25 protein-coding genes are annotated in these 24,775 nt (G+C 62.1%); all 25 read right to left on the reverse strand.

What is annotated here, in order from left to right:
* Nucleotides 1-139: 139 nt before the first annotated feature.
* The 25 genes from CWI75_RS01045 to CWI75_RS01165 all read right to left on the reverse strand — a co-directional run bounded on the left by CWI75_RS01045 (nt 140) and on the right by CWI75_RS01165 (nt 24,774).
* Complete coding sequence (locus tag CWI75_RS01045; RefSeq protein WP_101519607.1) at nt 140-1,222, reverse strand: flagellar hook-length control protein FliK; 1,083 nt, start codon at nt 1,220-1,222, stop codon at nt 140-142.
* Nucleotides 1,219-1,662, reverse strand: coding sequence for a flagellar export protein FliJ (gene fliJ, locus CWI75_RS01050; RefSeq protein ID WP_101519608.1), 444 nt, complete (start codon nt 1,660-1,662; stop codon nt 1,219-1,221). Before fliJ ends, CWI75_RS01045 begins: the two co-directional genes overlap by 4 nt.
* Before the next feature lie 48 nt (nt 1,663-1,710).
* Nucleotides 1,711-3,009, reverse strand: coding sequence for a flagellar protein export ATPase FliI (gene fliI / locus CWI75_RS01055; RefSeq protein ID WP_175580187.1), 1,299 nt, complete (start codon nt 3,007-3,009; stop codon nt 1,711-1,713).
* A 62-nt stretch (nt 3,010-3,071) separates the two neighbouring features.
* Nucleotides 3,072-3,749 (reverse strand): flagellar assembly protein FliH, encoded by a 678-nt coding sequence (locus tag CWI75_RS01060; protein ID WP_162299960.1) that lies wholly within the window; start codon nt 3,747-3,749, stop codon nt 3,072-3,074.
* Nucleotides 3,742-4,758, reverse strand: coding sequence for a flagellar motor switch protein FliG (gene fliG / locus CWI75_RS01065; RefSeq protein ID WP_277621754.1), 1,017 nt, complete (start codon nt 4,756-4,758; stop codon nt 3,742-3,744). The genes CWI75_RS01060 and fliG overlap by 8 nt, the downstream gene beginning before the upstream one ends.
* Nucleotides 4,751-6,430: a flagellar basal-body MS-ring/collar protein FliF gene (gene fliF, locus CWI75_RS01070; protein ID WP_101519611.1), complete on the reverse strand. Its 1,680-nt coding sequence runs from the start codon at nt 6,428-6,430 to the stop codon at nt 4,751-4,753. The genes fliG and fliF overlap by 8 nt, the downstream gene beginning before the upstream one ends.
* Nucleotides 6,431-6,458: 28 nt before the next feature.
* Nucleotides 6,459-6,776 (reverse strand): flagellar hook-basal body complex protein FliE, encoded by a 318-nt coding sequence (fliE, locus tag CWI75_RS01075; protein WP_101519612.1) that lies wholly within the window; start codon nt 6,774-6,776, stop codon nt 6,459-6,461.
* A 47-nt stretch (nt 6,777-6,823) separates the two neighbouring features.
* Nucleotides 6,824-8,185, reverse strand: a complete 1,362-nt coding sequence (locus CWI75_RS01080; RefSeq protein ID WP_101519613.1) for a sigma-54-dependent transcriptional regulator — start codon at nt 8,183-8,185, stop codon at nt 6,824-6,826.
* A complete protein-coding gene (locus CWI75_RS01085; protein WP_101519614.1) occupies nt 8,182-9,399 on the reverse strand; it encodes a sensor histidine kinase in 1,218 nt (405 codons plus the stop codon). The genes CWI75_RS01080 and CWI75_RS01085 overlap by 4 nt, the downstream gene beginning before the upstream one ends.
* 75 nt (nt 9,400-9,474) lie before the next feature.
* Nucleotides 9,475-10,578, reverse strand: coding sequence for a sigma-54 interaction domain-containing protein (locus CWI75_RS01090; protein ID WP_241521032.1), 1,104 nt, complete (start codon nt 10,576-10,578; stop codon nt 9,475-9,477).
* A gap of 153 nt (nt 10,579-10,731) precedes the next feature.
* Entirely contained in the window at nt 10,732-11,265 is a 534-nt protein-coding gene (locus CWI75_RS01095; RefSeq protein ID WP_101519616.1) for a PilZ domain-containing protein, read from the reverse strand.
* 21 nt (nt 11,266-11,286) lie between these two features.
* Complete coding sequence (gene fliT, locus CWI75_RS01100) at nt 11,287-11,655, reverse strand: flagellar protein FliT (protein WP_101519617.1); 369 nt, start codon at nt 11,653-11,655, stop codon at nt 11,287-11,289.
* Complete coding sequence (fliS, locus tag CWI75_RS01105; protein ID WP_206604596.1) at nt 11,652-12,092, reverse strand: flagellar export chaperone FliS; 441 nt, start codon at nt 12,090-12,092, stop codon at nt 11,652-11,654. Before fliS ends, fliT begins: the two co-directional genes overlap by 4 nt.
* A gap of 58 nt (nt 12,093-12,150) precedes the next feature.
* A complete protein-coding gene (fliD, locus tag CWI75_RS01110; RefSeq protein WP_101519618.1) occupies nt 12,151-13,515 on the reverse strand; it encodes a flagellar filament capping protein FliD in 1,365 nt (454 codons plus the stop codon).
* Between the two features lie 86 nt (nt 13,516-13,601).
* Complete coding sequence (locus CWI75_RS01115; RefSeq protein ID WP_101519619.1) at nt 13,602-13,994, reverse strand: flagellar protein FlaG; 393 nt, start codon at nt 13,992-13,994, stop codon at nt 13,602-13,604.
* 85 nt (nt 13,995-14,079) lie between these two features.
* A complete protein-coding gene (locus tag CWI75_RS18785) occupies nt 14,080-15,588 on the reverse strand; it encodes a flagellin N-terminal helical domain-containing protein (RefSeq protein ID WP_101519620.1) in 1,509 nt (502 codons plus the stop codon).
* A gap of 225 nt (nt 15,589-15,813) precedes the next feature.
* Nucleotides 15,814-17,001, reverse strand: coding sequence for a flagellar hook-associated protein FlgL (gene flgL / locus CWI75_RS01125; protein WP_101519621.1), 1,188 nt, complete (start codon nt 16,999-17,001; stop codon nt 15,814-15,816).
* Nucleotides 17,002-17,006: 5 nt separating this feature from the next.
* Complete coding sequence (gene flgK / locus CWI75_RS01130) at nt 17,007-18,884, reverse strand: flagellar hook-associated protein FlgK (RefSeq protein WP_101519622.1); 1,878 nt, start codon at nt 18,882-18,884, stop codon at nt 17,007-17,009.
* Nucleotides 18,884-19,402 (reverse strand): rod-binding protein, encoded by a 519-nt coding sequence (locus CWI75_RS01135; RefSeq protein ID WP_101519623.1) that lies wholly within the window; start codon nt 19,400-19,402, stop codon nt 18,884-18,886. Before CWI75_RS01135 ends, flgK begins: the two co-directional genes overlap by 1 nt.
* Nucleotides 19,403-19,404: 2 nt before the next feature.
* Nucleotides 19,405-20,523 carry a flagellar basal body P-ring protein FlgI gene (locus CWI75_RS01140; protein WP_206604599.1) on the reverse strand — a complete coding sequence of 373 codons (1,119 nt, stop codon included), beginning with the start codon at nt 20,521-20,523 and terminating at the stop codon, nt 19,405-19,407.
* 11 nt (nt 20,524-20,534) lie between these two features.
* Nucleotides 20,535-21,230, reverse strand: coding sequence for a flagellar basal body L-ring protein FlgH (gene flgH, locus CWI75_RS01145; RefSeq protein ID WP_101519625.1), 696 nt, complete (start codon nt 21,228-21,230; stop codon nt 20,535-20,537).
* 11 nt (nt 21,231-21,241) lie between these two features.
* Complete coding sequence (gene flgG, locus CWI75_RS01150) at nt 21,242-22,024, reverse strand: flagellar basal-body rod protein FlgG (protein WP_101519626.1); 783 nt, start codon at nt 22,022-22,024, stop codon at nt 21,242-21,244.
* A gap of 80 nt (nt 22,025-22,104) precedes the next feature.
* Nucleotides 22,105-22,848, reverse strand: coding sequence for a flagellar basal body rod protein FlgF (locus CWI75_RS01155; RefSeq protein ID WP_101519627.1), 744 nt, complete (start codon nt 22,846-22,848; stop codon nt 22,105-22,107).
* A gap of 27 nt (nt 22,849-22,875) precedes the next feature.
* The gene (flgE, locus tag CWI75_RS01160) at nt 22,876-24,090 is read right to left on the reverse strand and encodes a flagellar hook protein FlgE (RefSeq protein WP_101519628.1); all 1,215 of its coding nucleotides are present in this window, start codon (nt 24,088-24,090) and stop codon (nt 22,876-22,878) included.
* Nucleotides 24,091-24,102: 12 nt separating this feature from the next.
* Nucleotides 24,103-24,774, reverse strand: coding sequence for a flagellar hook assembly protein FlgD (locus tag CWI75_RS01165; protein ID WP_101519629.1), 672 nt, complete (start codon nt 24,772-24,774; stop codon nt 24,103-24,105).
* Between the last annotated feature and the right edge of the window lies 1 nt (nt 24,775).

Consider the following 24,775-nt stretch of genomic DNA (forward strand, 5'->3'; position numbering starts at 1 on the left):
ACAGGAAAAAGACAGTCGCAACACGCCATCTTTTTGACGTTAAAGGTGATTTGCAGGGAAGAGTGACAATGAGCTGACGCAGTATCCCCGGAGCTCTCCGGGGAGGGCTATCGAAGGCGCAGCCCGGGAGCCTGAAGATCTAGACGTAAAGGTCCAGTAACCCGACCGACTGCATTTTGGCGCTTTGCAGCTCGAGACCTTCGGAAGCCGCCGCGTCAGCCGTGTCTGCTGAAGCGATTGTGCCGGAATCACGACTCGAATCGTGTTCCGCCGTTTGCCTGCCGGAATCGGCGACGGAGGCATCGGCAAGTTGAATGCCCTGTTCCGCCAGGGCGTCACGCAAACGCGGTAACAGCGCCTCCAGTGCGTCGCGCACCAGGGGCTGCTGGGAAGCCATGTGGAGACGGGCCTCAGTGCCCTCCATATCGAGCACAATATCGATACGCCCGAGATGGGCCGGTTGTAACTGTAATCGTGCCTGCTGCAGCCCTTCACGTGCCATCCAGGCCACCCGATCCAGGGTCTGCTCGAATGCCGCTTGCGCATCCGCGGCCGGTAGCGGTAAAGCGGGATTGGCGGCAGCGGCGGTGGCACCCGCCGGCTGGCCCGCAACCAACGCGTACAAGGGTGTGGCACCATCGCCGCGAGATCCGCCGGCCACACTGTCGGCCAGGGCCGGCGGCACCTTACCGGCGGCCATGTTCTGCAGCAGTTCGAACAGACTGGAGTTTGTATTCGCCGCGGCGGTTTCAGAACCCGTCACAGCGGCCGCCGGGGCCTGGCGTAACGTCGCCATGTACTGCTGCAAGGAGTCTGCTTCATTCACGGATAACTGTTGGGTAGCCTGCAGTGTCCCCTGGACGAGCGCGGGCACCGCCGTGGGCAGAGTCGGCATTATTGGCTCTGCGTTCGCCAGCGCGTCGGGAAGTTCGATTTCATTGCCAGCGCCCTGCAGCAACGCCAGGGTTTCCTTCAGCTCCGCGGTACCTGCATCGTCTGCCACAGGCTCCTCGGCGATCTCCTGCTCGGGTGCCAGTCCGCTCTGCTCTGCCGGCGGCGCGCTCTCAGCTGGACCGGAAGTTGGGCTGGGCCGGCCACCGAGCACATCGCTGAAGAGGGGGCCGGTTTCAGCTTTTGAGGGCCCTCCCTCAACAGAGGACTGCCCGGAACGCGCGCCACCGACCGCAGCGGGCGCGGCTGAAATCGTCGCTAATGCGCTCACCTTTTGGCGGCTGCCAGACGATACAGGCTGAGATCATCCTGTAGTCGCTGCTCGGATTTGTCAGCGCTATGCAACTCGACCACAGCCCTGCGATCCGCCGCTTTCTCAACCGCGCGCACGTGAGTACGCGCCTGGTACCAGACATCCATTTGTCGCTCAAACATCAATCGGGCATTGCGTGTCTTACGTTCCTGCTGCTGGAGCGCTTCATGTAGCTGCCCCAGGAAAGCCGTATAGTTCTGCAGCCTGGCCGAGCTGACCCCCTCTTGCTGAATCTGTTCCAGCTCCGCCTGGTAAGAGGCCAGATACTGCTTCAATCCCTGCAGTTGTTGCTCGGCCTGGTCCATCTCCGCACGTAACTCGACCAGCTTGCGCGATGCCACATCGCGCTCTTCGCTCATGTGGCCGGCAACCTGCTTCAATCGATCTGAACGTTTCATGACGCCTGAACCCTTATTGTCGTCCTGCCCTCTCCATTACAAAGCAATTCACATGCCAGTTTTTTCGGCCGCACCGCTATTCTCCAGCAGCGTACCGAGCGCCCCCAGGCTACGCTCCAGGTTCATCGGCTGCGTGCTGCCCTGGCGCAGGAAATCGAGCATTGCCGGTCGCATGGCCACCGCCTCGTCAATGCGCGGATCATTGCCTTTCCGATAGGCACCCACCGCAATCAGATCCTCGTTTTGCCGGTACGCGGCAAATACTTGCCGGAAGCGTCGGGCCCGGGACTGATGCTCCTCCGGGGTAATGTCAGTCATGACCCGGCTTACCGATGCTTCGACATCAATCGCGGGATAGACACCTTCTTCCGCCAGGCTCCTGGACAATACGATATGGCCATCGAGAATAGCACGAGCGGCGTCGGCAATAGGGTCGTTGGTATCATCCCCTTCAACCAGTACGGTATAGAATGCCGTGATTGAACCGGCACCCGAGGTGCTGGTGCCCGCGCGCTCGACCAGGGCCGGCAAGCTGGTAAATACCGAGGGCGGATAACCCTTGGTCGCCGGCGGCTCGCCCACAGCGAGCGCGATTTCCCGTCGGGCCTGGGCAAAACGGGTCAGTGAATCCATCAATAGCAACACCTTAAGGCCCTGGTCGCGGAAATACTCGGCAATGGTTGTGGCCAGCCAGGCACCGCGCATCCGCATCAGGGGTGCCTGGTCGGCGGGGGTGGCCACCACCACTGCACGCCGCAAGCCCTCAGCTCCCAGGGTATTGGTAATGAAATCACTGACTTCACGACCACGCTCCCCAATCAGGCCAACCACCACGACATCGGCGTTGGTGTAGCGTGTCATCATTCCAAGCAGGGTGGATTTGCCCACCCCGGAACCGGCAAACAAGCCCAGGCGCTGGCCTCGACCCACGGTTAATAACGCATTGATGGACCGCACACCCACATCCAGAGGTTCGTCAATCGGGCGTCGGTTCAGGGGGTTCATCAGCTGCCCCATCAGTGGGGCACGGGCATTCACCTGCAGCGGCCCCTGGCTGTCCAGCGGCTGCCCGGCGCCATCGATAACCCGTCCCAGCAACCCCCAGCCAACCGGGGCATCGAGGGTTTTGCCCGCGGCTACCACCCGCGCACGGGGTGACAGGCCGCGCACCTCCTCTACCGGCATGAGGTAGAGGCTGTCGTCTGCAAAACCGACAACTTCCGCTTCCAGCCTGCGTCCGTCGTCCAGTATCACCCAGCAGCGATCACCCAGGGCCGCCTCTACCCCGACAGCCTCGAGGGTCAGGCCCACCACCCGTCGCAGGCGCCCTGACGCCCACAACGTGATTCCCGGAACCGCCGCTTCCCGACGCGACTGTAGCGCGGCGGCCCAGGCGCTGCTGCGCGCGGTCACGTGAACCTTTCAACAGAGAGCGGCACTGTCGGGGCGGCGTTATCAAAGTGGTCACCCCCAAGCACGCGGGCGGCGACGGCCTGCATCCTGGAGTCCAGTGTTGCGTCCACCAGGGTATTGGCACTGAACACTTTGCAGCCACCGCGGGCGATACCCGGATCCTCCTCTATTCGCCAGCCGGCGGGACCGGCAGGTACGGGAATTGCCTCGCGGACCAGGGCCGCGTCCTGCGGGTGCAGCAACAGGCGAATCTCGCGACTGTTTGAGGGTAACTCGGCCATGGCTTCGCGTACTGCGGCAATGACCTGCTCGGGAGCCAGCAACAATTCGCGATGCAGCACCTGCCTGGCGACTGCCAGTGTTAACTGAACCAGCTCATCTTCTACTTCGGCATCTATGTCCTTCAGGGGCTGTAGCATTGAGCCCAGCAAAGCCTCAACGGCGGCACCCTTGCGGATCATCTCCGCCCTGCCGGCAGCGCGGCCCTCCTCCAGCCCACGGGCATAGGCCTCGTCGTGGGCCTGCTTTTGCAAGGCCTCCAGTGCCCGGGCACTATGAAGGTAACCTCCCGATGTTTTGGGGTCAGCCGGTTTCGGCGGTTTTTCCGCCGTCACGTCCCCGAATTCCCATCGATCCATGTCCGTCAGGTTCTCACGCGGAAGAATATCAGACATATTCCTCGCCCTTGCCGCCCAGCTCAATCTGGCCCTGATCGGCAAGGCTGCGCACCGCCACCAGGATTTCCTTCTGTGCCGCCTCAACATCGGCCACCCGCACCGGTCCCTTGGCTTCCATGTCTTCGTTGAGCATCTCTGCGGCGCGCCTGGACATGTTTTTCAGTATTTTATCCTTCACCGACTGGTCCGATCCCTTCAGGGCGACAACCAGCACGTCATTTTGCACCTCGCGCAGAATCACCTGGATGCCGCGGTCATCTATGTCGAGCAGGTTCTCAAACACGAACATCTGGTCCTGGATTTGCTGGCTCAGGCTGGCGTCGGACTCCCTCATCGCCTCCAGCACACTCTGTTCGGTCTGGCCGTCAACCAGGTTGAGGATTTCCGCGGCGGTGCGCACGCCGCCCACGCTGGAAGACTTGACGTTCTCGCTGCCCGTGGACTGTTTTTGAATGACATCGTCGAGCTCGCTCAGGGCCGAGGGTGGAATCCCGTCCAGTGTGGCGATACGCATGATCACATCGGCCCGCGCGCGCTCGGGAAGAAAGCCCAGAATCTCGGCGGCCTGGTCACTGTCCAGGTAAGCCAGCACAATCGCGATAATCTGCGGGTGCTCCTGGCGAATCATTTCGGCCACACTGCGCGGATCCATCCACTTCAAGGACTCCAGACCCTTGCTGTCACGGCCCAGCAATATCCGGTCGATCATGTTTGAGGCCTTGTCGCCCAGGGCCTCCTGCATGACCCGGCGCACATAATCGTCAGACCCCATCCCCAGCGATGTTTTCTGGTCCGCTGCGGTCAGGAACGAGTCCAGCACCTGGCTGACCTGGTCCCTGGAGACCCCGCTCATGGATGCCATCGAATTACCGATTTTCTGCACTTCCCGTGCGCCCATCAATTGCAGCACGGTAGAGGCTTCCTTTTCGCCCAGGGACATCAGCAGGATTGCCGCGCGATCGGCACCGGAGATAGCGTCACCGCCGGGGTTTTTAGCGTCACTCACCCTCGTTCACCCAATCCCGCACTACCTGCGCAACCCGCTTGGGGTCCTGGTTAACCACTGCTTTTGCATTTGATACCCGCTGTTCAAATTCCTGGTTGCCACTGGGTGGTGCCGGACCAGCGCCAGCGCGACCGGCAGCGGCCGAACCACCGCTGTCACCCGGACCGCCAGCCGTATCCTCGCCCGGCGGCAGCCCCCGCGGCACCATTGAGGGTAACATCACAGTGCGCGGTGGCAAGGTCAGCAGCTGCCGCAGCGTGGGCCTGATAATAGTGAAAATCAGCAGCAACACCACAATAACCGCAACCAGGATGCGCAATGACTCCATCGGGTTGAACTGGTCAAGAAACGAGGGTTCCGGGAGATCGGGCTGCTCTCGCTCGGGCCCCAGCAGGAAATCGGCACCGATTACGGTCACCGCATCGCCGCGCGCCTCTTCAAAGCCAACGGCCTGGCGCACCAGTTCGGTGAGCTCGGCCAGCTCTTCCACAGCATAAGGCACCGACTCCGTCTCACCCGCATCATTCAGCCGGGTGCGCTGGTTCAGTACCACAGCGACGTTCAGTCGGCGGATCGAGCCCATCGGGGCCTGGATATAGCGCACTGTGCGGCCAATCTCATAATTGCGCAGACTGCGTGTGGACAGGGGCGGGTCGGCGAGATCTTCTGCTACTGCGCCCTCTGTACCTGCTGCGGGCTCCGCTGCAGCCACCGGTGGCTGATTGGCGAGTGCACCGGGAATCCCGCGCGCCGCCTGCAAACCGGCAGCGGGGTCGGCGCTATTCTGCTCGCTGCGCACCACCTGGTTGTCTGGGTCGTAAAGCTCCTGGGTCTCTTCCAGGGTCTCGGGATTGAGGCTTACGGCCACCTGCGCCATGGTATTGTTGCTGCCGACAATGGGCGTCAGCAATTCTTCAATACGCAGCTTGAGTCGCTCTTCAATCCGCTGCCCCTGGCGCTCGACCGCACTGCTGTTGCGATTGCCCTCGGCCTCTGCATCAGGGTCAACCGACAACAGATTGCCATTCTGGTCAACCACGGTAACCTGTGAGCGCTCCATATCGGTGACCGACGACGCCACCAGATTGACAATACTGGCTACCTGCGCAGGCTCGAGCCGACGGCCGGGGTAGAGATTAACCAGTACCGACGCACCCGGCTGGGCACGGTTGCGAACAAATACGGTTTGCCTGGGCACCGCCAGATGTACCCGGGCGCTGCCTATGGCGTTAATACTGGCGATGGTGCGTTGCAGCTCCACTTCGAGCGCGCGCTGGTAGCGCGCGGTCTCGATAAACTGGCTATCGGAAATGCCGTTGCTCTCATTGAGCATTTCAAATCCCACCCCGGCACTGTTGGGCAGGCTCTGTGAGGCCAACTGCAAACGGGCGGTGTGCACCTGGCCCGCAGGCACCATGACCACACCGGCACCGGACTCATAGCGGTGGGGAATGCCCGACGATTCCAGCACCTGCACGATCTCCATCGCATCGCGATCCGCAAGGTTGGTAAATAATGCACTGTAGGCGTCGTCCTGGGACCACAGCACCACCCAGACACCTATGGCAACGGCACCGGCAATACCCACCAGTAACAACAACTGCCGCAGACCGGGCACCTGGTCGATCAGTGTCTCTCGGGAATTGGCCAGCGAAACATCCTGCGCCGCCATAGACGGATATCCTCAGTTACTCGGTCGGTTAAATGGGCATGTTCTGGATTTCGCGATACGCTTCCACCAGGCGATTGCGTACCTGCATCATGGCTTCAAATGAGATACGCGATTTCTGCCCCGCTATCATCACACTGGCAAGATCCACACCGGGATCGCCGCGTTCAAAGGCGGCACTCATTTGTCCGGACGCCTGCTGGTTGTCGCTCACCTGCTCAATGGAACGGTTGAGCAATTCGGCAAACCCCGGTTTGCCGCTGCCTTCCGTGGCCTGCACTTCAGCACCGGCCTCAATTTTCAACTGACGCATCTGGGTCAGCACCTGCTGGATAGTCATGTCGCTCATACCGGTCCTCCTGAGGCACTGCATTGCGGTACAGGTTGAATCATGGGTTATTGCCCGGCAGCAGCAAACTTCGTGCCAGCGTCACCGGGAATCGTAATGCCGCTGTTGCGGATACGGGTCAATTTATAGCGCAGGGTACGTGGGCTGATGCCCAGGCGCTCCGCGGCGCGCCCGCGATGCCCGCCCTCCTCACGCAACACCGCGACAATCGCGTTGGACTCGCGATCTTCAAGGGCAGCCTGCAAGGTGCCGGCGTCGGGCGGCGCCGCGGCCGCGGCGCTCGCTGGCGGGCCCTCGAAAAACAGGTCATCGGCACTCAACTCAGCGGATGCGGGCGCCAGCACGAGGGCGCGCTGAATGACATTTTCCAGCTCACGCACATTGCCCGGCCAGTCGTGCTGCTGCAGGCGGTCCAGCGCCGGCCGGGTCAGTGCTGGCCCCGCGCCAACGCCGCGGAAATGCATGGCCAGGGCGCGTTTCGCCAGCGGCTCGATATCCCCCGGACGCTCGCGCAGCGAAGGTAACTGCAGGGGAAACACGTTGAGCCGGTAGTACAGGTCTTCCCGAAACCGGCCGGCGGCAACAGCAGCCGCAAGGTCCCTGTTGGTGGTGGCGATTACCCGCACATCCAGGCGAATCAGCCGGTTGCCGCCCAACCGCTCCAGTTCGCGCTCCTGCAGCACCCGCAACAGCTTCGCCTGCAACCCCAGGTCCATCTCGGAAATCTCATCCAGTAACAGGGTGCCCCCTTCCGCCGCCTCAAACTTGCCCAGCCGAGTACGTACGGCGCCGGTAAAGGCACCCTTTTCGTGGCCGAACAACTCGGCTTCCAGCATCTGGTCGGGAATCGCGGCACAGTTCACCGCCACAAACGGATACGGTGCACGCTCGGATACATCGTGAATGTAGCGCGCAAACACTTCCTTGCCACTGCCACTGGGTCCGGTGAGCAGTACGCTGATATCCGCTCGCGCGACTTTGCCGGCAATGGTTTTCAATTCAAGGCTGCGACGGTCGACCGCCACCAGTTCGCGAGACGATGAGGGCCGATCGCGGAAGCGACTCACCAGACCCAGCAGATCCTGCGCTTCCACGGGTTTGACGCGATAGTCCATCGCCCCCTGGCGAATGGCTTCCACTGCCTGTGGCACGGTGCCGAAGGCGGTCATCAATACGACCGGTATATCGCGGTATTGCCGGCGGATACGGGCCAGCAATTCCAGGCCGCTCCAGGGTTCCATCTGTATGTCTGACAGCACCAGCGATATTGGCTGCCGGGCGAGAACATCCAGGGCTTTGCACGGGTCGTCAACCGCGATGACGGTAAAACCACCGATCGCCAGGGTATCGTTGAGAGCCTGGCGCAGATCCGCATCGTCTTCCACCAGCCGCACGCAAAACCCGCTCACAACACCTCCCCAGCCAGTGCCGGGAGGCAATGCGGTGGCTGGCTTTTGAGTGCCAGCGGGAGGCGCAAGACAAAGCGGGCCCCCTGTCTGTCGCGGCGTGGCTCAAGCCGCAACGAACCGCCGTGTACTTCCGCCACCGAGCGCGCTACCGGCAACCCCAGCCCAGTGCCGCCGGTGCGTCCGGAAAAGAAAGGCTCAAACACCCGCTCGCATAACTCGGGGCTAATACCGGGACCGTTGTCATCAATACACAACTCCACCGCAGCAGCCTCAACGATGTGCGCCGATAACGCCACGGTGACCGTTTTGCCGCCCACCTGAAAGGCGTTTTCAACCAGGTTGCACAGAGCCCCGGACAGCGCCTGGGCATCACCACGAATAATCGCGGCACCGAGGTTACGGCTATGCGCGGTCCTGCCGCCGTGCTCTTCGATGCACAGGTCATAGCCTTCGCTCACTAATCCAGCGAGGCTTTGGCGCACAATGTCGAGTAGGGTCGCAACAGAAAACGGCTGCGTTTCAGCCGTGCCACCACGAACGAAGCCAAGCATGTCCCGGGTCATTCGATCCAGGTCCCGCAGTCGTGCCAGCAGGTTGGCGCCAAATTGCTGACGTTGCTCGGCGGGCAGTGGCTGGTCAGTCAAATGGTTGGCGTATAGCATGGCGGTGGAAAGCGGGGTGCGAATCTGGTGCGCCACCCTGGCCGCCATTTCACCCATGGTCGCGAGCCGGCGATTTTGCTCCAGCTCACGCTGCAGCTGTCTCTGTTCCGTTACATCGGTGAGCAGAATAATGGTTTCGCCGCGACCCGGCAGATAGCGCCGGGACAGGGTGAGCTGCACTGCGCCGCCGATTTGCAGCTCGCGGCCCTCATCCAGCACCTCTACGAGCTGCTGGTCCAGGAGTGAGTTCCAGGCCCGACCCTCAGGGTTATCCCCCAGCCATTCTCGCGCCGGCGCATTGCTTTCGGTGACCCGCCCGGCATTGTCGAACACAACAACCCCGCCGGGCAGGGAATCCAGCAATGCTGCCAGGCGATCCGCAAGGCACTCTTTTTCGATTTGCTGACGTTCTTTTTCCCGGCGCGAACGCGCGAGCTCCTGCTCAAGTTTTACCGCGCGCCCGGCCAGCGTGGTATAGGCCGCAGACAGCTCTTCCGAAAGCCGGTTAAAGGCACTGAAGGTATTTTCAAGCTGGTCGCCCTGGTCATCCATGCGGCACCCTTCTCCTCTCACACTGGTCCTGTACCCAGTGTTAAAGCAAGAACCGTACCAGAGGCTGGCGGAGCACTATTTTTGCGAGGAATCGATGCCGTACTTTTTCATTTTTTCTACCAGGGTTGTGCGTCGCAGTCCCAGCAATTTGGCCCCATGCGCGACCACTCCGCTGCTTCGCAACAATGCCTGCTGAACCAGTGAAACCTCGACATCCGCCAGGTATTTTTTCAGGTTAACACCGCTGACGGGCAGGGTCGGCAGGGCGCTCGCCTGAAAAGGTACCGGGGCAGCAAGCAGGTCGGCTGAGGGCGCCTGCTGAGCTTCCACAAGGTGTTCGCTACCCTGACGATAACGGGCCGGCAGATCGTGAATCTGCACCTGGCGGCCCTCCTGGATGATCGCCAGACGCTCCACCAGGTTACCAAGCTCACGCACATTGCCGGACCAGGGACAGTCATGGCCCTGAAGAGCGGCCAGGGCCGCGGGCGAAAAGCTGATCTGCGCCACACCCCGTGCCTTATTGTGGGTCTGGAAGTGCTCTATCAACATGGGCAAATCCGCCAGGCGTTCACGTAAAGGCGGAATTTCAATGGGAAAGACGTTAAGGCGATAGTAGAGGTCTTCGCGGAACAGGCCCTCTTCAATACGGTTTTCAATGTTACGGTGAGTTGCCGCTATAACGCGCACATTACACGCCACAGTCTGGGTACCACCGACACGCTCAAAAGAACGCTCCTGCAGGACCCGCAGCAGCTTCACCTGCATCGCTACCGGCATATCGCCGATCTCGTCGAGGAACAGGGTGCCACCTTCAGCGAGTTCGAAACGACCGCGACGCCTGGCCAGCGCACCGGTAAAAGCGCCCTTTTCATGGCCAAACAACTCGCTTTCAAGCAGCTCTGCCGGTATCGCACCGCAGTTGATGGGCACAAAAGGCTTGTTCCTGCGCGAGGATAACGCATGCACTGCCTGGGCCACCAATTCCTTGCCGGTACCGGATTCCCCCAACACCAGCACGTTGGTGTCATCGAACGAGGCGACCTGCTCTATGAGGCGCTGCACGCCCCGCAGGGCAGCAGAATTACCGACCAGCTGCGCCGCCTTTGGCAGACGGTCCGCCCGGGCAGCTACGCTGTCGCTGGGTCGCTCATCAGCGCTGGCAATGTCTTGGGCCACATCTTCTGCTGAAACATTCAAACCAAAAAACTCTCACTGGATGACTGGACGTTCATGATAACGCGAGCCGGGCCATGGATCACCCGCTTAAACGGAAAAAAGCCATTTATTTGACTAATAAACCGATGTGTCCAGACTTTGCCCTGACCCACGTCAGGAAATCGACGCCTGTCGGGCCGCGGCGATACTGCGCCGGTGGTGACGGAATACATGACGGGACATGGCCTCGGCCTCGAGTCCCGCCAGAGGCACAAGTTCAAACCGCAGCCAGCGCCCATCGACATCTTCGGACTCCGCGGTAAAACGGCCTTCCAGAATCAGCGCGGCGGGGATTGCCGGATGCAGATGCAGCGACAGCGTACCTTCATCGCCCACGGCAATTTCAGCCTGGGTACAAACATCAATTGCGTCCACAGCGACCCGCACCAGGTGCTCCCGGGGCAGCCGGTCGTGACTGCGCAGCAGCCTGGCCACCATATCCAGCAATAACTGGACTTTGGCATCCAGCCGGTGCAGCTCCTGGTGCAGTTCGGCCTGGTCTTCCACCAGTCGGTCGCGGGATTGCTCTTCAATCGCGGCGACCGCTTCGAGCACATAGAGGTTGGTCGCGGCGCGCTGGGTGTCGCCGGCATTGGCAGTGAGACCGGGTGACCAGTCCAGGGGTAAACGGTCGCTGTAGTTCAGCATGACGTTGGCTCTCCGCGGTGCCTAGCGGCCGCGATTTTCGGCCACCGCGGCGTATTCCCGAGCGCCGCGCGCAGAGCGGCGGGTTGCACCCAGTTCCAGCTCCATTTTCCCGCGCAGTTCGGCCAGGGCCTGCAGCAGGCTCTGGTCCTCGCGCAGGATTTCCTGCAGCCAGGAGGATAATGACTCGTCTGCGGTATCAGGCACATCAAACAGCGCCACCAAACACCGATGGCGCTCCGCCGCCAGCTCGCCGGCACCTTCCAGGTCAGCCTGCTCGATATGCTGCCGAATACTGACGCCCAGCGCAACCACACCGCTCATCTGCGCCGTTACCGCGGACACGCCCGTCCCGGTAACATCGGCGCGCATTCTGCCGGCATCCAGGCTCATGCGTGCACGGGCGCCATGCCGCCATGTCCCTCTTCGGAGGCACTTGCGGAACCTTCTGCCTGGCCGGGTGCAATCGCTTTCCAGGCCTCCGCCAACGGCAACAGCAACTGCTGCACTTCCGTCATCATGGTCACATCATTGCGCAGGTTGGCTTCGGTCAGGCGCCGCATCATGTAATCGTAGAGATCATCGAGGTTACCGGCAATGGCACCGTCACCGGCACCTGCGTCCAGACTCGCCTGGAGGTTATCCAGAATCAATACGACCCGGCCCAGGCATTCGCCCTTGGCCGCAACATCACCACGTTCCGTATGGCCAATGGCCCGGGCCAGGCGCTCCAGGGCACCCTCGAACAGCATGGTGACCAACTGGTGGGGGCTGGCATATTCGGCGCGGGCGACATTGCCTGACCGGTAGGCGCTGACCATTTCATTCATCGGATTACTCTCGGTTGCTCGGGTTCACTCCGGGTTAGCGGCGGTAACTGCACGGACTTTAGCGACCACGCTGAATAGGACCGGGCAGGTTGCCCAGCGCCTGGTCCAGGAAATTACCGGTTTGGGTGAGCTGCGCAACCAGGCCGTCGAGGGCAGAGAATTGCGCCACATAACGCGCCTCCAGGCTGGCGATACGCACATCCAGGCTTTCCCGCTGCGCGGTAATACCCTCCAGCTGCGAGCGCAGCCCATCCTCCCGATTGCTGATCAGGCTGCTGCTCCCCAGCACGCCATCGAGATATGATCCCAGGGCGGTGGCAATGCCACGCTCCCCCCCCAGCACTTCGTTCAACACGTTGGGGCGCTGGTCCAGCGCCGTATTCAACGCATTGACATCCAGCTCCAGAAGGCCCGCGTCATTGGTGCGAACACCCAGCGCCGGCAAACTGTTGAAGGGATCACCCGAAGCACCCACCTGACTACCCAGCAACTGCTGGATGCGGCTGTTGACGCCGCGCAGGGTGGCGTCGCCCAGCAGCGGTCCCGCCTGCCCGGAATCGGCATTGAACGAGGCCACCCGGTTGTTGACTCCGGTCACGGCATTAAGACGATCCACCAGGCTCTGCACGGCGGCTACCGTCGCGGAACGATCCTCGGCAATGGTCACCGTGGTCAGGGTACCGGGCTCTGCCGCCACCAGGTCGAGGGTGAGGCCTTCTATCACCCCGTCCACCTTGTTGTCGGGGCTGGAAAACTGGAAGGTATCCACCTTGATCACGGCGTCTGCCGCGGCGGTCAATTCGGTCAAGCCCGTCAGCGCCGCAAGGCCGCCATCGCCACCACCGGCGCTGGCGGTAATGGTATTGGCCGCGCCGGTATCACGGGCGGTGAGAATCAACCGGCTGCCGCCGTCCTCATTGAGGATGGAGGCGGAAATACCCGGGTTGTCGGCGGCATTGTTAATGGCATTGCGGATATCCGTCAGGCTGTTGGCGCCCTCCTCCAGCACCAGGCTGAAGCTCTTGTCGCCAACCCCCAGGGTGAGGGTACCGGTGCCGATTGTTGCGTCGGCGTCGGTAAACGCGCCCGAGGTGACTTTGTTCGCGGCGGCCAGGGAGACCACTTCCACACTGAAATTACCGGTGGCGGTACCGGCGGCCGCGGTTGCGGTAAAAAACTCCGGTTCACTGCTGGTTGCGGTGCGCCCACCCAGGTTGCTGCCGCCGGCCAGTGCGTTACTGCTGTCGCGCAGGGCTGACAGTGCCCCCTTGACGCTGCCCAGGGCGGACAATTGCGACTGAAACCGGGCCTCGTTGCGCGCCAGCCGCAGCTCGGTGGGCTCGCGTTCCGCGGTGACCAGCTGCCTGACCAGGCTGTCGAGATCGAGCCCGGAACCCACGCCCAGTGATTGGATAGTTGCCACGTCTAGATTACTCCCTTTGCCCGCATTACGGTTTCCTGCTTATCTGCTTCCTTACTTCAGGTTTTAAAGCAAGAACTATGCCCAGGTCATGCCTGCTGGGAAAACAACGCCGCCCCACCTTGTCGAAGGTTTTCGGCCAGGGTCATTGCCTCCTCCGGGGGAATGGTACGCAATACCTCGCCGGTTTCCGATTGTCGCACCAGGATCACGATCCTGCTGGCCTCCTCGCTGACCATGAACTCCAGCTCCCGGCTATTGTCCTGCACGAATTCGTTCAGGCGCTCACTGAGCGCCTCCAGGGATTCCCGCAGTTTCTCCCCGGTCTCGGCTGTGACCGCCCCCGGTTCAGGAGGCGGCGCCACCGCCACGGGCGGCCCACTATTATCGGTGGGGGTTGTGACAGGCCGCGGGGCCGATAGGGGACGGGCTTCCGGGGCGACCCGGTTCTGGAGCTGACTACCGGAAATCGTGTTATCCATGATAAATCCAGTCTCTCAAGGCGAAAAGGGGCCTGGTGTTGCCACCAGGCCCCTTTTCGCTAAAGCGCTGATGTTGTGCCACGCGCTAGTTGAGAAGCGCCAGCACGTTCTGGGGCTGGGTATTGGCCTGGGACAGTACCGAGATACCGGCCTGCTGCAGAATCTGTGCCCGGGTAAGGGCCGCGGTTTCCGCCGCAAAGTCGGCATCGAGGATCCGGCTCCGCGAGGCGCTCAGGTTCTCGGAGGTGCCGCTCAGGTTGGCGATGGTGGACTCAAACCGGTTCTGGATCGCACCAAAGGTGCTGCGCAGGTCACTGGCTGAGGTGAGTGCTGCATCAATCCGCTGAATGGTGGCGTTCGCGCCATCTACCGTCAGCACGTCGACATCATCAAGGCTGCCCGAAGTAGCGAATTCGGTGGCGGTAAACACGGTAGCCGCCTGGCCGCCACTCACCGTGACGGCTTCGCCGGATGTCACACTCAGGACATTCGTGTCACTGTCCAGAAAAGCGGTGCCGTTGCTGCCCAACGCGGAGTTGACTGCGTCAACGAAGGACTGCGCAGTTTCATATGTGCCGTTGCCGACAGCGATGGCGTCGTTATCGCCAAACTGAATGTTAAGGTCATCGTTAATGACCAGGGTGTTTGCTGCAACGGCTTCGGAGCCATTGTCGACCGTAGTTGTTCCGACAGTATCAAGAGCGCTACTGCCGCCACCTGTAGGCGTACCCTGGCTGCTGGTGACAGCAATATCAAAATCCGTGCCGTCAGCCTTCGAAAAGACCAGATCACCACCGGCCGCAGTACCCGTAAACGTGATTCCAGCAGTCGCAAGAGTAGTACCCTCCGTACCGGCAAGGGCGGTGTCGATATCTGCCGCGGTTATGGAAACGGCGCCACTACCACCAGCTGCCGCTGCAGTAGCCAAGGTCACGCCACCAACTGCAATGGTGACATCGTCACCATCAGTAGCGCCGGTGGATATCGTGCTGAAACTGAGCGCAGCGCTGGTCGTTGGCACCGCATCCTCTGCCGGCGAAATCAAAGTACTCAGATCCACCGAGGTCGCTGTGGCTGTGGCGCCTACACTGTCGGTCCGCACACTGGTGTTCAGGTCGAGGCCAATGGTTTCACCCACGTTGGCACCCACCTGGAACAGGGCGCTACCAAAGCTGCCATCCAGTACGTTGCGGCCGTTGAACGAGGTCTGGCTGCCGATGCGGTCAATTTCCTGCAAACGCTGCTGCACTTCCTGGTCGAGGGTGGCGCGGTCGGTGTCGGAGTTGGTGGCGTTGACCGACTGTACGGCCAGCTCGCGAATACGCTGCAGGTTGGCGGAGACTTCGCCGAGGGCGCCTTCCGCTGTCTGGGACAGGGAGATGCCGTCATTGGCATTACGGATGGCCTGGTTCAAGCCGCGAATCTGGGTGCTGAAACGCTCGGAGATCGCGAGGCCGGCGGCGTCGTCCTTGGCGCTGTTGATGCGCAAACCGGAGGACAGGCGCTCCAGCGAGGTCGCCAGGGCACCCTGGGATTTGTCGAGGTTACGCTGAGCTGTCAGCGACAGAATGTTACTGTTGATTACCTGAGCCATCTGTAATTCCTCCCGGGAATTTTTTTCACTTTTATCGCTGACTGACCGATCTCGCTTGCCGGCAACAGGCTGCCTGTAACAAGAGCGATCACATCGTCTTCGAAAGGGATAGCGGACCACGGGAGAGAAACTTTAGAAAAAAATTTTGGGGGGTCGTGGAAAGGTATGCAGCGCGGGAGCGGCAAGCAACCGTTGCAGCGGCCAACGCCGCGGCAACGCTGCCTGTCAGATGAAGTTGAACAGGCTGTTGCCCTGGATGCGGGTAAAGCTCTGCTGCGCGGCCTGCAACGTGAACAATTCCTGCTGCAGGCGGCTGGCGGCCTCGGCAAAGTCCAGGTCGCGCACCTCCGACACCAGCTTTTCCAGGGAGAAGCGCACGCTTTCCTGGGTGTCCTGCACGTCCGCCAGGGTGCTGAGGCGGCCACCGACACCGGCGCGCACTTCCAGCAGCCGGCTTTCCACCCGGTCGAGCTGGCCCAGGGCATCATCAATGGCCTGGCGCTGGCCGGTGCGGCTGGCATCGGTGTTGGCGGGTGCCTCGAAGGCAGCAGCCAGTTTATCAATGGTGGCGAACACACTTTCCAGCCGCGCCGGGGCCACGGTGAACTCATCACCCGCCGCCGGGTTGCCGTTAACCACCACACCGATACCGTTGAAACTGAGATTGTCTCCGTCTGCAAAGGCGCCACTGGCAATGGTGTTGCTATCCTGGTCGACTACTTCATAGGCATCCGCCCCGGTGAAGCGGATGGTATAGGAGGTACCCGCGGCAAGGGGCGTGCCCGCGCCGACAATGCTGACACCGGTGCCGGTATTGGCCGCGGCCGGTGCAACACTCACCGCACCGTTGCCATCGCGGATACGCATGAACACATTATCGCCGGTGTCGCCGTCGGCCATGGTGGTACCGGCCCCGATCATCAGCTCGCGCTGGACGCTATCGCCGGCATAGCTGACCACCCCGGCGCTGGCCGCAAACGGCGGGGTCTGGCTCTGGGCCCCGGCAAAAATGAACTCGCCCTCGCCACTGCGGCTGTTACCGATGGCCACCATTTCATCCAGGCGCTGGCGCAACTCTGTTGCAATGAGCTTGCGGCCCTCTTCACCCACGGTATCGGAGGCACCCTGCACAGCCAGCTCCCGTACCCGGCGGACAATGGTACTGGCGGAGGTCAGGGCACCTTCTTCCGTGGCCAGCCGCTGTTCGGTACGGGCGATATTTTCAACGTATACACCCTGTTGCGCTACTGCGCGATCCAGTTCCTGGATGCGCGCCGCGGCTGCGGGGTCATCCGAGGGGCGGTTCACCCGTTGGCCGGTGGACAACTGTTCCAGGGTGCGCGCGGAGCGGCTCTGCTGTTCGAGAATACCGTTCAAGCCCTGCTGGAATAACATTTGAGTGGAAATACGCATGGCGTTTACCTGAAGGCCGCAAGCAGCGACTGGAAGGTGGTATTGGCGGTCTGGATTACCCGGGCGTTGGCCTCGAAGGCCTGCTGGAAGCGCAGCAGACTGGCCGCCTCTTCCTCCAGGTTGACACCGCTGACGGACTGCAGTGCGCTCTCGGAGTTCTGTAGCAGTGCCGTTTGCGATTCCAGCGCCGTTTGCGCCGCCGCCGCGGTGCTGCCCACCCGCGCCAACAGGGTATCGGCCTGCTCCACCAACGAGCGCTGCCCGTTCTCCAGCAAGCCGGTATCGCGCAGGCCCGATAGCGCCTGGGCGTTGCGGTTATCGCCCACGCCGCCGGTATTGCCGGTCACGGTGAACTCATCACCGACAGCGGGGGCCCCGCTGATCTGCACCCGGGCGCCGTTGATATCGATATTATCGCCGCTGGCATAGGCAAAGGCGCTGGCGCCGTTCACCTGGTAGGTATCCGGCGCCACAAAACGGATTGTCGTCGGAGCCAGCAAATCGGGATTGCTCACATCGAGCACTTCAGCACCGGAGATAGCAGCGGCACTCACGTTACCCAGGGCGGCGCCTGTGCGCAGGGGGAAGGCGGCGGCAATGTCGGCGGGGTCACTGAGCGCGCGACTGAAGCCGCCGGCGGCGCTGCGGGTGGGCAATATTGCAAAGCGATCTCCTGCTGCCGCCGCACCGGTTACTGTAATCGCGAGACCTTCGGCCCGAAACGGGTCCGCGCCGGTACCGGTGCCGGACAGGGTGACCACTTCACTGTTGCTGGTATTCACCAGGGCGTAATTGCTGCCGTCGTACTGCAGCTGGTAGTCCTCGCCGGTCAGCGCATTGGCGGATTCGATTCTCACCTCAACGGCAGCGTTACCGGCATTGCCATTGGCAGGCCGGACGGTGGGCCCGCCCACCGCGAAAAAGTCGCCACCGAAATCACCCTTCAGGTCCAGGCCCTGGCGATGGGTTGCGTTCATCCCCTCCGCGAGCGCCACGGCAGTGCGACCGAGATCATTGCGCGCCGGGTTCAGCACCTCGCGCTGGAAATCGAGCAGACCGCCGAGGGTACCGCCTCCGAGTTGCGAGGTGACGGACGAGCCGCCGATGGAGACTTCAAACTGGTCGGGACCAAAACGACCGGCACCGGCGGCCAGTTCCGTGGCGGTCTGGCCCAGCACCAGGGTCTGGCCGTTACCCACGAACACATTTACGGTACCCGTGTCAGCCGGCACCACGCTCACTTCAATTTCAGAGGACAACTGCCTGAGCAGGCGGTCCCGCTGGTCCAGCAGGTCATTGGGAAGGCGGCCATCGGCAGCGCCGGGGGAAGCCGCAATCTGGCGATTGGTATCCGCAATGGACGCCGCCAAACTGTTGATAGTGGCCACCGAACTGCCAACCCGGCTGTTCACTTCGTTGCCCAGCGCTTCCAGCTGGGTGTCTAGCGCACCCACCCGACGCTGCAGGGCATCGGCCTCGCCCAGCACGGTCTGCCGCACGGGGATGGATGAGGGATCGTTGGCCAGCGTCTGCAGGGCGTCAAAAAAACCCTGCAGCCCCGCCGACAACCCGCCGCTGGTACTCCCGAGCAGGTCGCCGACTCGCCCGGACAATTCCGAAAACGTGCTCAGCCGGGCCTCGCCGGCGGTACCACTGCGCACTTCTCCGGCGAGGAAGCCGTCATAGATACGCCGCACGTCCTCCACCTGTACGCCGGTACCCAGAAAACCGCCGCCAAAAAATTCGGCGGGGCGGGTGGCAAAATCCACCCGCTGGCGACTGTAGCCGTCAGTTGATGCGTTGGCGATGTTGTTGGATGTTGTGGCCAGTGCCCGCTGCGCTGCCTGCAGCCCGGACAGTGACGTATTCAGGAAATCAACCATTAGCGTCCCCGTGCCGGATCTGCTCCGGCGCCTGCCTCAGCGGTGTCGTATTCCTGTACCGCCCGGGCTCTTGTCAGCTCCATAGCGGCAGGGGCGAGGGTTTCTTGAATGGCGATGGGCTCGCGCGCAGCCGCCAGGGGCAGCGCGGGCCCTGCCGTCCCACTGGCGGCAGCCGGCGTGGCCTGTGGCTCAGCCCCGGGCGCAAGGGCGGGGGTGGTGGTGAGCTGCCGCACCAGCATATCGGCCAGGCCCATACCGCCGTTGCGGGACATATCGAGTGCCACCTGGCGGTCGAACATTTCGTAATAGGTCCCCATCTCCTTGCTGCCGAACAGGTCATCCTCGCTACTGCTGGCGGCGCGCATTTCCTTGAACATCGTCTGCACCAGCAGCGCCTCGAACTGCTCCGCCGCCTCGCGCACCGCGGCCGGGTCATCGCGCCGGGCCGCGGCGCGCAGGCTGCTGAATTCCGCAGCGTTGGCCGCAAAGCCCGGCTGATTGACTGGCCCGGCAGCCATGCTCAGATCACTACCAGCTGGGCGCGCAAGGCGCCGACTTCCTTGAGCGCCTCCATAATCGCGACCAGGTCGCCCGGGGCGGCACCCACCTCGTTCACCGCCTGGATGATCTCGTTAAGCGAGACCCCGGCCTCAAACAGGAACATGCGCCCGGAACCCTGTTCTACCTGAATACCCGTGCGCGGCACAATGGCGGTATCGCCCTCGGCAAAGGCGCCGGGCTGGCTGACCTCGGGGCGCTCGGTAATCGTCACCGACAGCGACCCGTGAGCCACGGCGGCGGGCAGTACCCGGACATGGCTGCCGATCACCACCGTGCCGGTGCGGGAATTGATAATCACCCGGGCCGGGCCGGAACCCGCGGTCACCTGGAGATTTTCAAGCTCGGACAAATAGGCGATGCGCTGTAATGGGTCAGCCGGGGTGCGCACCTCTATGGATACCGAGTCCACTGGTCGCGCGGTCATTTCACCCATGGTGTTGTTGATCGCCTCGGCTACCCGGTGGGCGGTGGTGAAATTGGGCGTGTGCAGGTTGAACAGCAGGAACTCGGTGTCCAGAAAGGCACTGGGTACCTCGCGCTCCACCGTGGCACCGCCGGGAATGCGGCCGCTGCTGGGGATATTCACGGTAATGCTGGACCCGTCCTGGCCGGAAACACCAAAGCCGCTGACCACCATATTGCCCTGGGCGATGGCGTAGACATTGCCGTCGGCGCCCTTCAGGGGCGTCATCAGCAGGCTGCCGCCGCGCAGGCTCTTGGCGTTACCGATGGAGTTGACGGTGACATCCACCCGGGTACCCGGCTTGAGAAAGGTGGGCAACTCGGCGTGCACCGATACCGCGGCTACGTTGTTCAACTGGGGGTTAACATTGTCCGGTATCGTAATCCCGAACTGCTTGAGCATATTGTTCAGCGACTGCACCGTAAACGGCACCTGGCTGGTCTGGTCGCCCGAGGAATCCAGGCCCACCACCAGGCCATAGCCCACCAGCTGGTTGGCCCGCACACCGCCCACCGAGGCCAGGTCCTTGATGCGCTCGGTCTGGGCGGAGGACAGGCCGCTCGCGAACAGCAGCACACTCAGCAAAAGGGTTTGCAACAGACGAAAAGAGTACATAGCCGGCGCCATCAAAAGGGAAAAATCGGGGACTGGAAGAACCGGCTCAGCCAGCCGGGCCGGTTGGCGTCGGCGAGCGCACCCTTGCCACTGTACTCAATCTGGGCGTCCGCGAGCTTGTACGAGGGCACCGAATTGCCGGCGCCGATATCGGCCGGGCGCACAATACCGGCTACCCGCAGGAATTCGCGACCCTGGTTGATGGTGATCCACTTCTCCCCACGCACCACCAGGTTGCCATTGGGCAGGCGCTGGTAAACGGTGACCGCGATATTGCCATCCACCCGATTACTCTGGGCGCTGTCGCCCTCGCCATCGAAATCGTGGGAGGACTCCAGGGAGCTCTGGAACAGGGGTAGCCCATCGCCGCGGGTGAACTCTTCGCCGAACAGGGTCGGGTTGGCAATGCTGGATGACGTGCCCTTGCCGGTGCTGGTCGTGGCACTGGTTTCGGCGTTGGTGCGCTCGGCGAGCTGCACAATCAGGGTGTCACCCACCCGCCGGGCCTTCACATCTTCAAACAGTGCCAGCCCGGTGGCGGCCTGATAAATGGCGCCATTGGCCGCGGCGGGCTCGGGCATCGGCGGTTGCGAAGGCAGCGTCGCCGACCAGTCGCGGATGGGCGTGGGGCCGGCACAACCCGCCACCAGCAACAGCAACGCCACCGCACACAAGCCTCTTCCCGCGCTGTAAACAGCAACCGACATTACGCGCTCCCCTACAGGTTATTGGTGATGAACTGCAGCATTTCGTCGGAGGTGCGTATTGAGCGTGAGTTCAGCTCAAAGGCGCGCTGGGTTTCAATCATGTTTACCAGCTCCTCCACGGTGTTGACGTTGGAGCCCTCCACCATGCCCTGGATGAGGGTACCCAGGCCATTGACACCCGGGGTTCCGGTGAGTGCGGGGCCGCTGGCGCCGGTCTCGATAAACAGGTTTTCACCGCGTGGCTCCAGGCCACCGGGATTGACAAAATCAGCCGTTTGCACCGAGCCGATCTGCACCGGTGCCGCCTGCCCCGGCAACTGCACGGTCACCGTGCCGTCGACCCCCACGGTTACACTCTGGGCGTTGTTGGGGATATTGATGGCAGGCTGTACCTGGTAGCCGGAAGCGGTCACCAGCTGCCCGTTGGAGTCAATCTGGAACGAGCCATCGCGACTGTAGGCCTGGGAGCCGTCGGGCATCAACACCTGGAAGAAGCCGCGACCCTGGATGGCCATATCAAAGGCGTTCTCGGTTTGCACCAGCGAGCCCTGGGTAAACATTTTTTCCGTGGCCACCACCCGTGCCCCGGTACCCAGGTAAAGACCCGAGGGCATTTCAGTGCTTTGGGACTGCTGGCCACCGGCCTGGCGAATATTCTGGTAGACCAGGTCTTCGAATACCGCGCGTCCGCGCTTGAACCCGGTTGTATTGACGTTGGCGAGGTTGTTCGAGACCGTTGCCATGCGCGTCTGTTGCGCATCGAGCCCGGTCTTCGCAATCCACAATGCCTTCATACCACTACCCTTGTTGTCAGTGTCGCTGTTTGAGTGTTGAGCCAAGCAATAACAATGCCATGTACTCGCACGGTGAGCGTTTAACCGCCCATGGTGGTCAATTGCGCGGCGACATCGGCGTTGTCGTTGGCCAGGCGCATCATTTTCACCTGCATTTCAAACTGGCGCGCCAGGTCAATCATTTCCACCATCGCCTCCGCCATGTTCACGTTGCTGCCTTCGAGGTGCCCCGACAATACGCGAACATCCGCATCGGCCGGCGGCAGCTGGCCATCGCGGGCCCGGAACAGGCCGTCCGTGCCCCGCTCCAGGGTGCCGTTCTCCGGCTTCACCAGCATAATGCGTTCCAGCACCACCTGGGCATTCGGGCCCTGCCCCAGGGGCACGATGGAGACCGTGCCGTCGCCGCCAAAGGTGAGCTGGGAATAGGGAGGGACCGCAATAGGCCCACCCTCACCCATTAACGGGTTACCGTCACCGGTACGCACAATGCCAGTGGCGTCTACCTGCAGGTCACCGCGACGGGTCAGGGCCTCGCCACCATCGGGCGCCTGGACCACTAGCCAGCCCTCGCCCTGGATGGCGATATCCAGATTGCGCCCGGTTGACACCAGCGGACCGGGAGACAGGTCCGGCCCGATGTCCCGGGTCTGGACATTGAAGCGGCTGGCAATGCCGGGGCCGTCAATTTTCTGGCTGATCGCATTATCCAGGCTGGCCTTGAACGCCGTAGTACTGACGTTCGCCAGATTCTGGGCATTACCCGCCTGGGCGTCCATGACGCGATTCATACCGGTCATGCTTACATACAGCATGTTATCCATGGACGCTCCTTAAGCCGCGGGTGGCACCTAGCGGATATTGATAATGGTCTGGGTGATGGTATCGGCGGTTGAAATCATCTGCGCATTGGCCTGGAAATTACGCTGGGCGGTGATCATGCTGACCAGCTCGGCGGTAAGATCCACGTTTGACGCCTCCAGTGCGCCGGACTCAATCAGGCCCAGGCCGGAGGTGCCGGCCTCGCCCAGCAATGCCTCACCGGAGGCGAAGGTCTCGACAAAGGTGGTGTCACCGTCGTTGCCCAGGCCCTCGGGATTGGAAAACGTTGCCATGGCCAGCTTGCCCAGCGGCGACGACTGGCCGTTGGTAAACCGGGCAAACACAACCCCTTCCTGGCTGATGTCGATGCCGGTCAGGCGCCCGCTTTCAAAGCCGTCCTGGCCCAGGCTGTTAACAACAAACTGGCTGCCGAACTGGGTGGCGCCACCGAACTCGGTGGTCAGCTCCAGAGGCTCGGCACCGGTTGCCAGAGGCACCGGCGGGAACACAACGCTACCGGTAGCGGGAGTCACCAGGGCGCCCGAGGCATCGAATTCCAGGGGTACGGGGCCGCCCACGGCATTGCCATCGACAAACAGCGAGGCCTCCCATTCGTTGGCGTTGGGGGTTTTAACGAAAAAATAGCTGGCAGTGTGACTGGCGCCCAGAGAATCGATTACCGACAGTGAGGTGGTGTGATTGAAGGACTGGCCGTCGGTGGGGTCCAGGGGGGTCACCACCGGCTGTGCCGCATTGGCCGGCAAGTTAAGGCCCGCTTCTACGGTCGTGGTTTGCTGCGGCGGGTTGTTGCCGGTGGTCAACTGCAGGTCTGTCAGCTGCGCGGTATTGAACCCGCTAGCGGTAGGCGAAAAGGCCTGCAGCTTCGAGCCCTGGGCGTTAACCACGAAGCCATCACGGTCTATGCCGAAGGCACCGGAGCGGGTAAAGCTCTGCTCGCCGCCCTCGCTGAGGGTAAAAAAGCCATCGCCCACCAGCGCCAGGTCGAGGTTATTACCGGTGAAATCAATGGTGCCCTGGGTGAATTGCTGCTGCACGTCTGTCAGGCGCGCCCCAAGACCGGTGGCCGTGGAGGACACCGACTGCAGGCCGGTGGCAAACAGCTCGGCGAAGGTCGCCCTGGAACTCTTGAAGCCGGTGGTGTTGACGTTGGCGATATTGTTGGCGGTAACGTTAAGATCGGCATTGGCGGCATTGAGCCCGGAAAGTGCAACTTGAAAAGGCATAGCGTGTTCTCCTTAGGAAATTTCCAGAGCCCGGCTCAGGGACATTGCGCCGATACCCGATACATTGACTGAAATGCCACCGCCGGGGCCGGATAGCGTGACGCTGTCAACGCGACCCCAAACCAGTGGCTGTGCCGCTTCGGCCTTGCCGTTCAACTGGTAACCGGTGGCGAGCTGGTAATCGCCTGCCGGTGCCATATTGCCCTCACTGTCGCGCCCGTCCCAGCTGAAGGTAGCGCGACCGCCGGCATCGAGCGCCACCGGCAACTGGGCGACCAGCTGGCCACGGGCGTCGGTCACCGCCAGCATCGCCGCAGTGGCACCAGCCGGTATGTCCATCGCCCCGGCCACGGCTGTCTGGCCGTCGAAGCGAACATTACTGGCGGGCACCAGCACATCGCGATCCACTACCGCCGATGCCTGCAATGCCTGGTTCCCGGTTAACGCAGAAGCCGTAGACTCAAAACTCGCCTGCAGCTCGCCAATACCGGACACCGTGGAGAACTGGGCGATCTGGCCCAGGAAATCACCATTTTCCATGGGCTTGAAGGGATCCTGGTTACTCAGCTGCTCCATCATCAGGCGCAAAAAATCCTCTTGCCCCATGTCGCTGCCGGTGCCGCGCGCTTCCGGTTTGGGGGTACTGACACCCAGCATGCTCTGTATGGCCGATACATCATTCATG

Origin of the sequence: Kineobactrum sediminis, from assembly GCF_002868715.1 — a bacterium.
Taxonomy (GTDB): domain Bacteria; phylum Pseudomonadota; class Gammaproteobacteria; order Pseudomonadales; family Halieaceae; genus Kineobactrum; species Kineobactrum sediminis.

Coding starts and splice junctions, on each gene's coding strand:
- fliJ (WP_101519608.1), bottom strand. CDS start 1,662: ATGAAACGTTCAGATCGATTGAAGCAGGTTGCCGGCCACATGAGCGAA.
- CWI75_RS01060 (WP_162299960.1), bottom strand. CDS start 3,749: ATGTCTGATATTCTTCCGCGTGAGAACCTGACGGACATGGATCGATGG.
- fliF (WP_101519611.1), bottom strand. CDS start 6,430: ATGGCGGCGCAGGATGTTTCGCTGGCCAATTCCCGAGAGACACTGATC.
- fliE (WP_101519612.1), bottom strand. CDS start 6,776: ATGAGCGACATGACTATCCAGCAGGTGCTGACCCAGATGCGTCAGTTG.
- CWI75_RS01085 (WP_101519614.1), bottom strand. CDS start 9,399: ATGGATGACCAGGGCGACCAGCTTGAAAATACCTTCAGTGCCTTTAAC.
- CWI75_RS01095 (WP_101519616.1), bottom strand. CDS start 11,265: ATGCTGAACTACAGCGACCGTTTACCCCTGGACTGGTCACCCGGTCTC.
- fliT (WP_101519617.1), bottom strand. CDS start 11,655: ATGAGCCTGGATGCCGGCAGAATGCGCGCCGATGTTACCGGGACGGGC.
- fliS (WP_206604596.1), bottom strand. CDS start 12,092: ATGAATGAAATGGTCAGCGCCTACCGGTCAGGCAATGTCGCCCGCGCC.
- CWI75_RS01115 (WP_101519619.1), bottom strand. CDS start 13,994: ATGGATAACACGATTTCCGGTAGTCAGCTCCAGAACCGGGTCGCCCCG.
- CWI75_RS18785 (WP_101519620.1), bottom strand. CDS start 15,588: ATGGCTCAGGTAATCAACAGTAACATTCTGTCGCTGACAGCTCAGCGT.
- flgL (WP_101519621.1), bottom strand. CDS start 17,001: ATGCGTATTTCCACTCAAATGTTATTCCAGCAGGGCTTGAACGGTATT.
- flgK (WP_101519622.1), bottom strand. CDS start 18,884: ATGGTTGATTTCCTGAATACGTCACTGTCCGGGCTGCAGGCAGCGCAG.
- CWI75_RS01135 (WP_101519623.1), bottom strand. CDS start 19,402: ATGGCTGCCGGGCCAGTCAATCAGCCGGGCTTTGCGGCCAACGCTGCG.
- CWI75_RS01140 (WP_206604599.1), bottom strand. CDS start 20,523: ATGTACTCTTTTCGTCTGTTGCAAACCCTTTTGCTGAGTGTGCTGCTG.
- flgH (WP_101519625.1), bottom strand. CDS start 21,230: ATGTCGGTTGCTGTTTACAGCGCGGGAAGAGGCTTGTGTGCGGTGGCG.
- flgG (WP_101519626.1), bottom strand. CDS start 22,024: ATGAAGGCATTGTGGATTGCGAAGACCGGGCTCGATGCGCAACAGACG.
- CWI75_RS01155 (WP_101519627.1), bottom strand. CDS start 22,848: ATGGATAACATGCTGTATGTAAGCATGACCGGTATGAATCGCGTCATG.
- flgE (WP_101519628.1), bottom strand. CDS start 24,090: ATGCCTTTTCAAGTTGCACTTTCCGGGCTCAATGCCGCCAATGCCGAT.
- CWI75_RS01165 (WP_101519629.1), bottom strand. CDS start 24,774: ATGAATGATGTATCGGCCATACAGAGCATGCTGGGTGTCAGTACCCCC.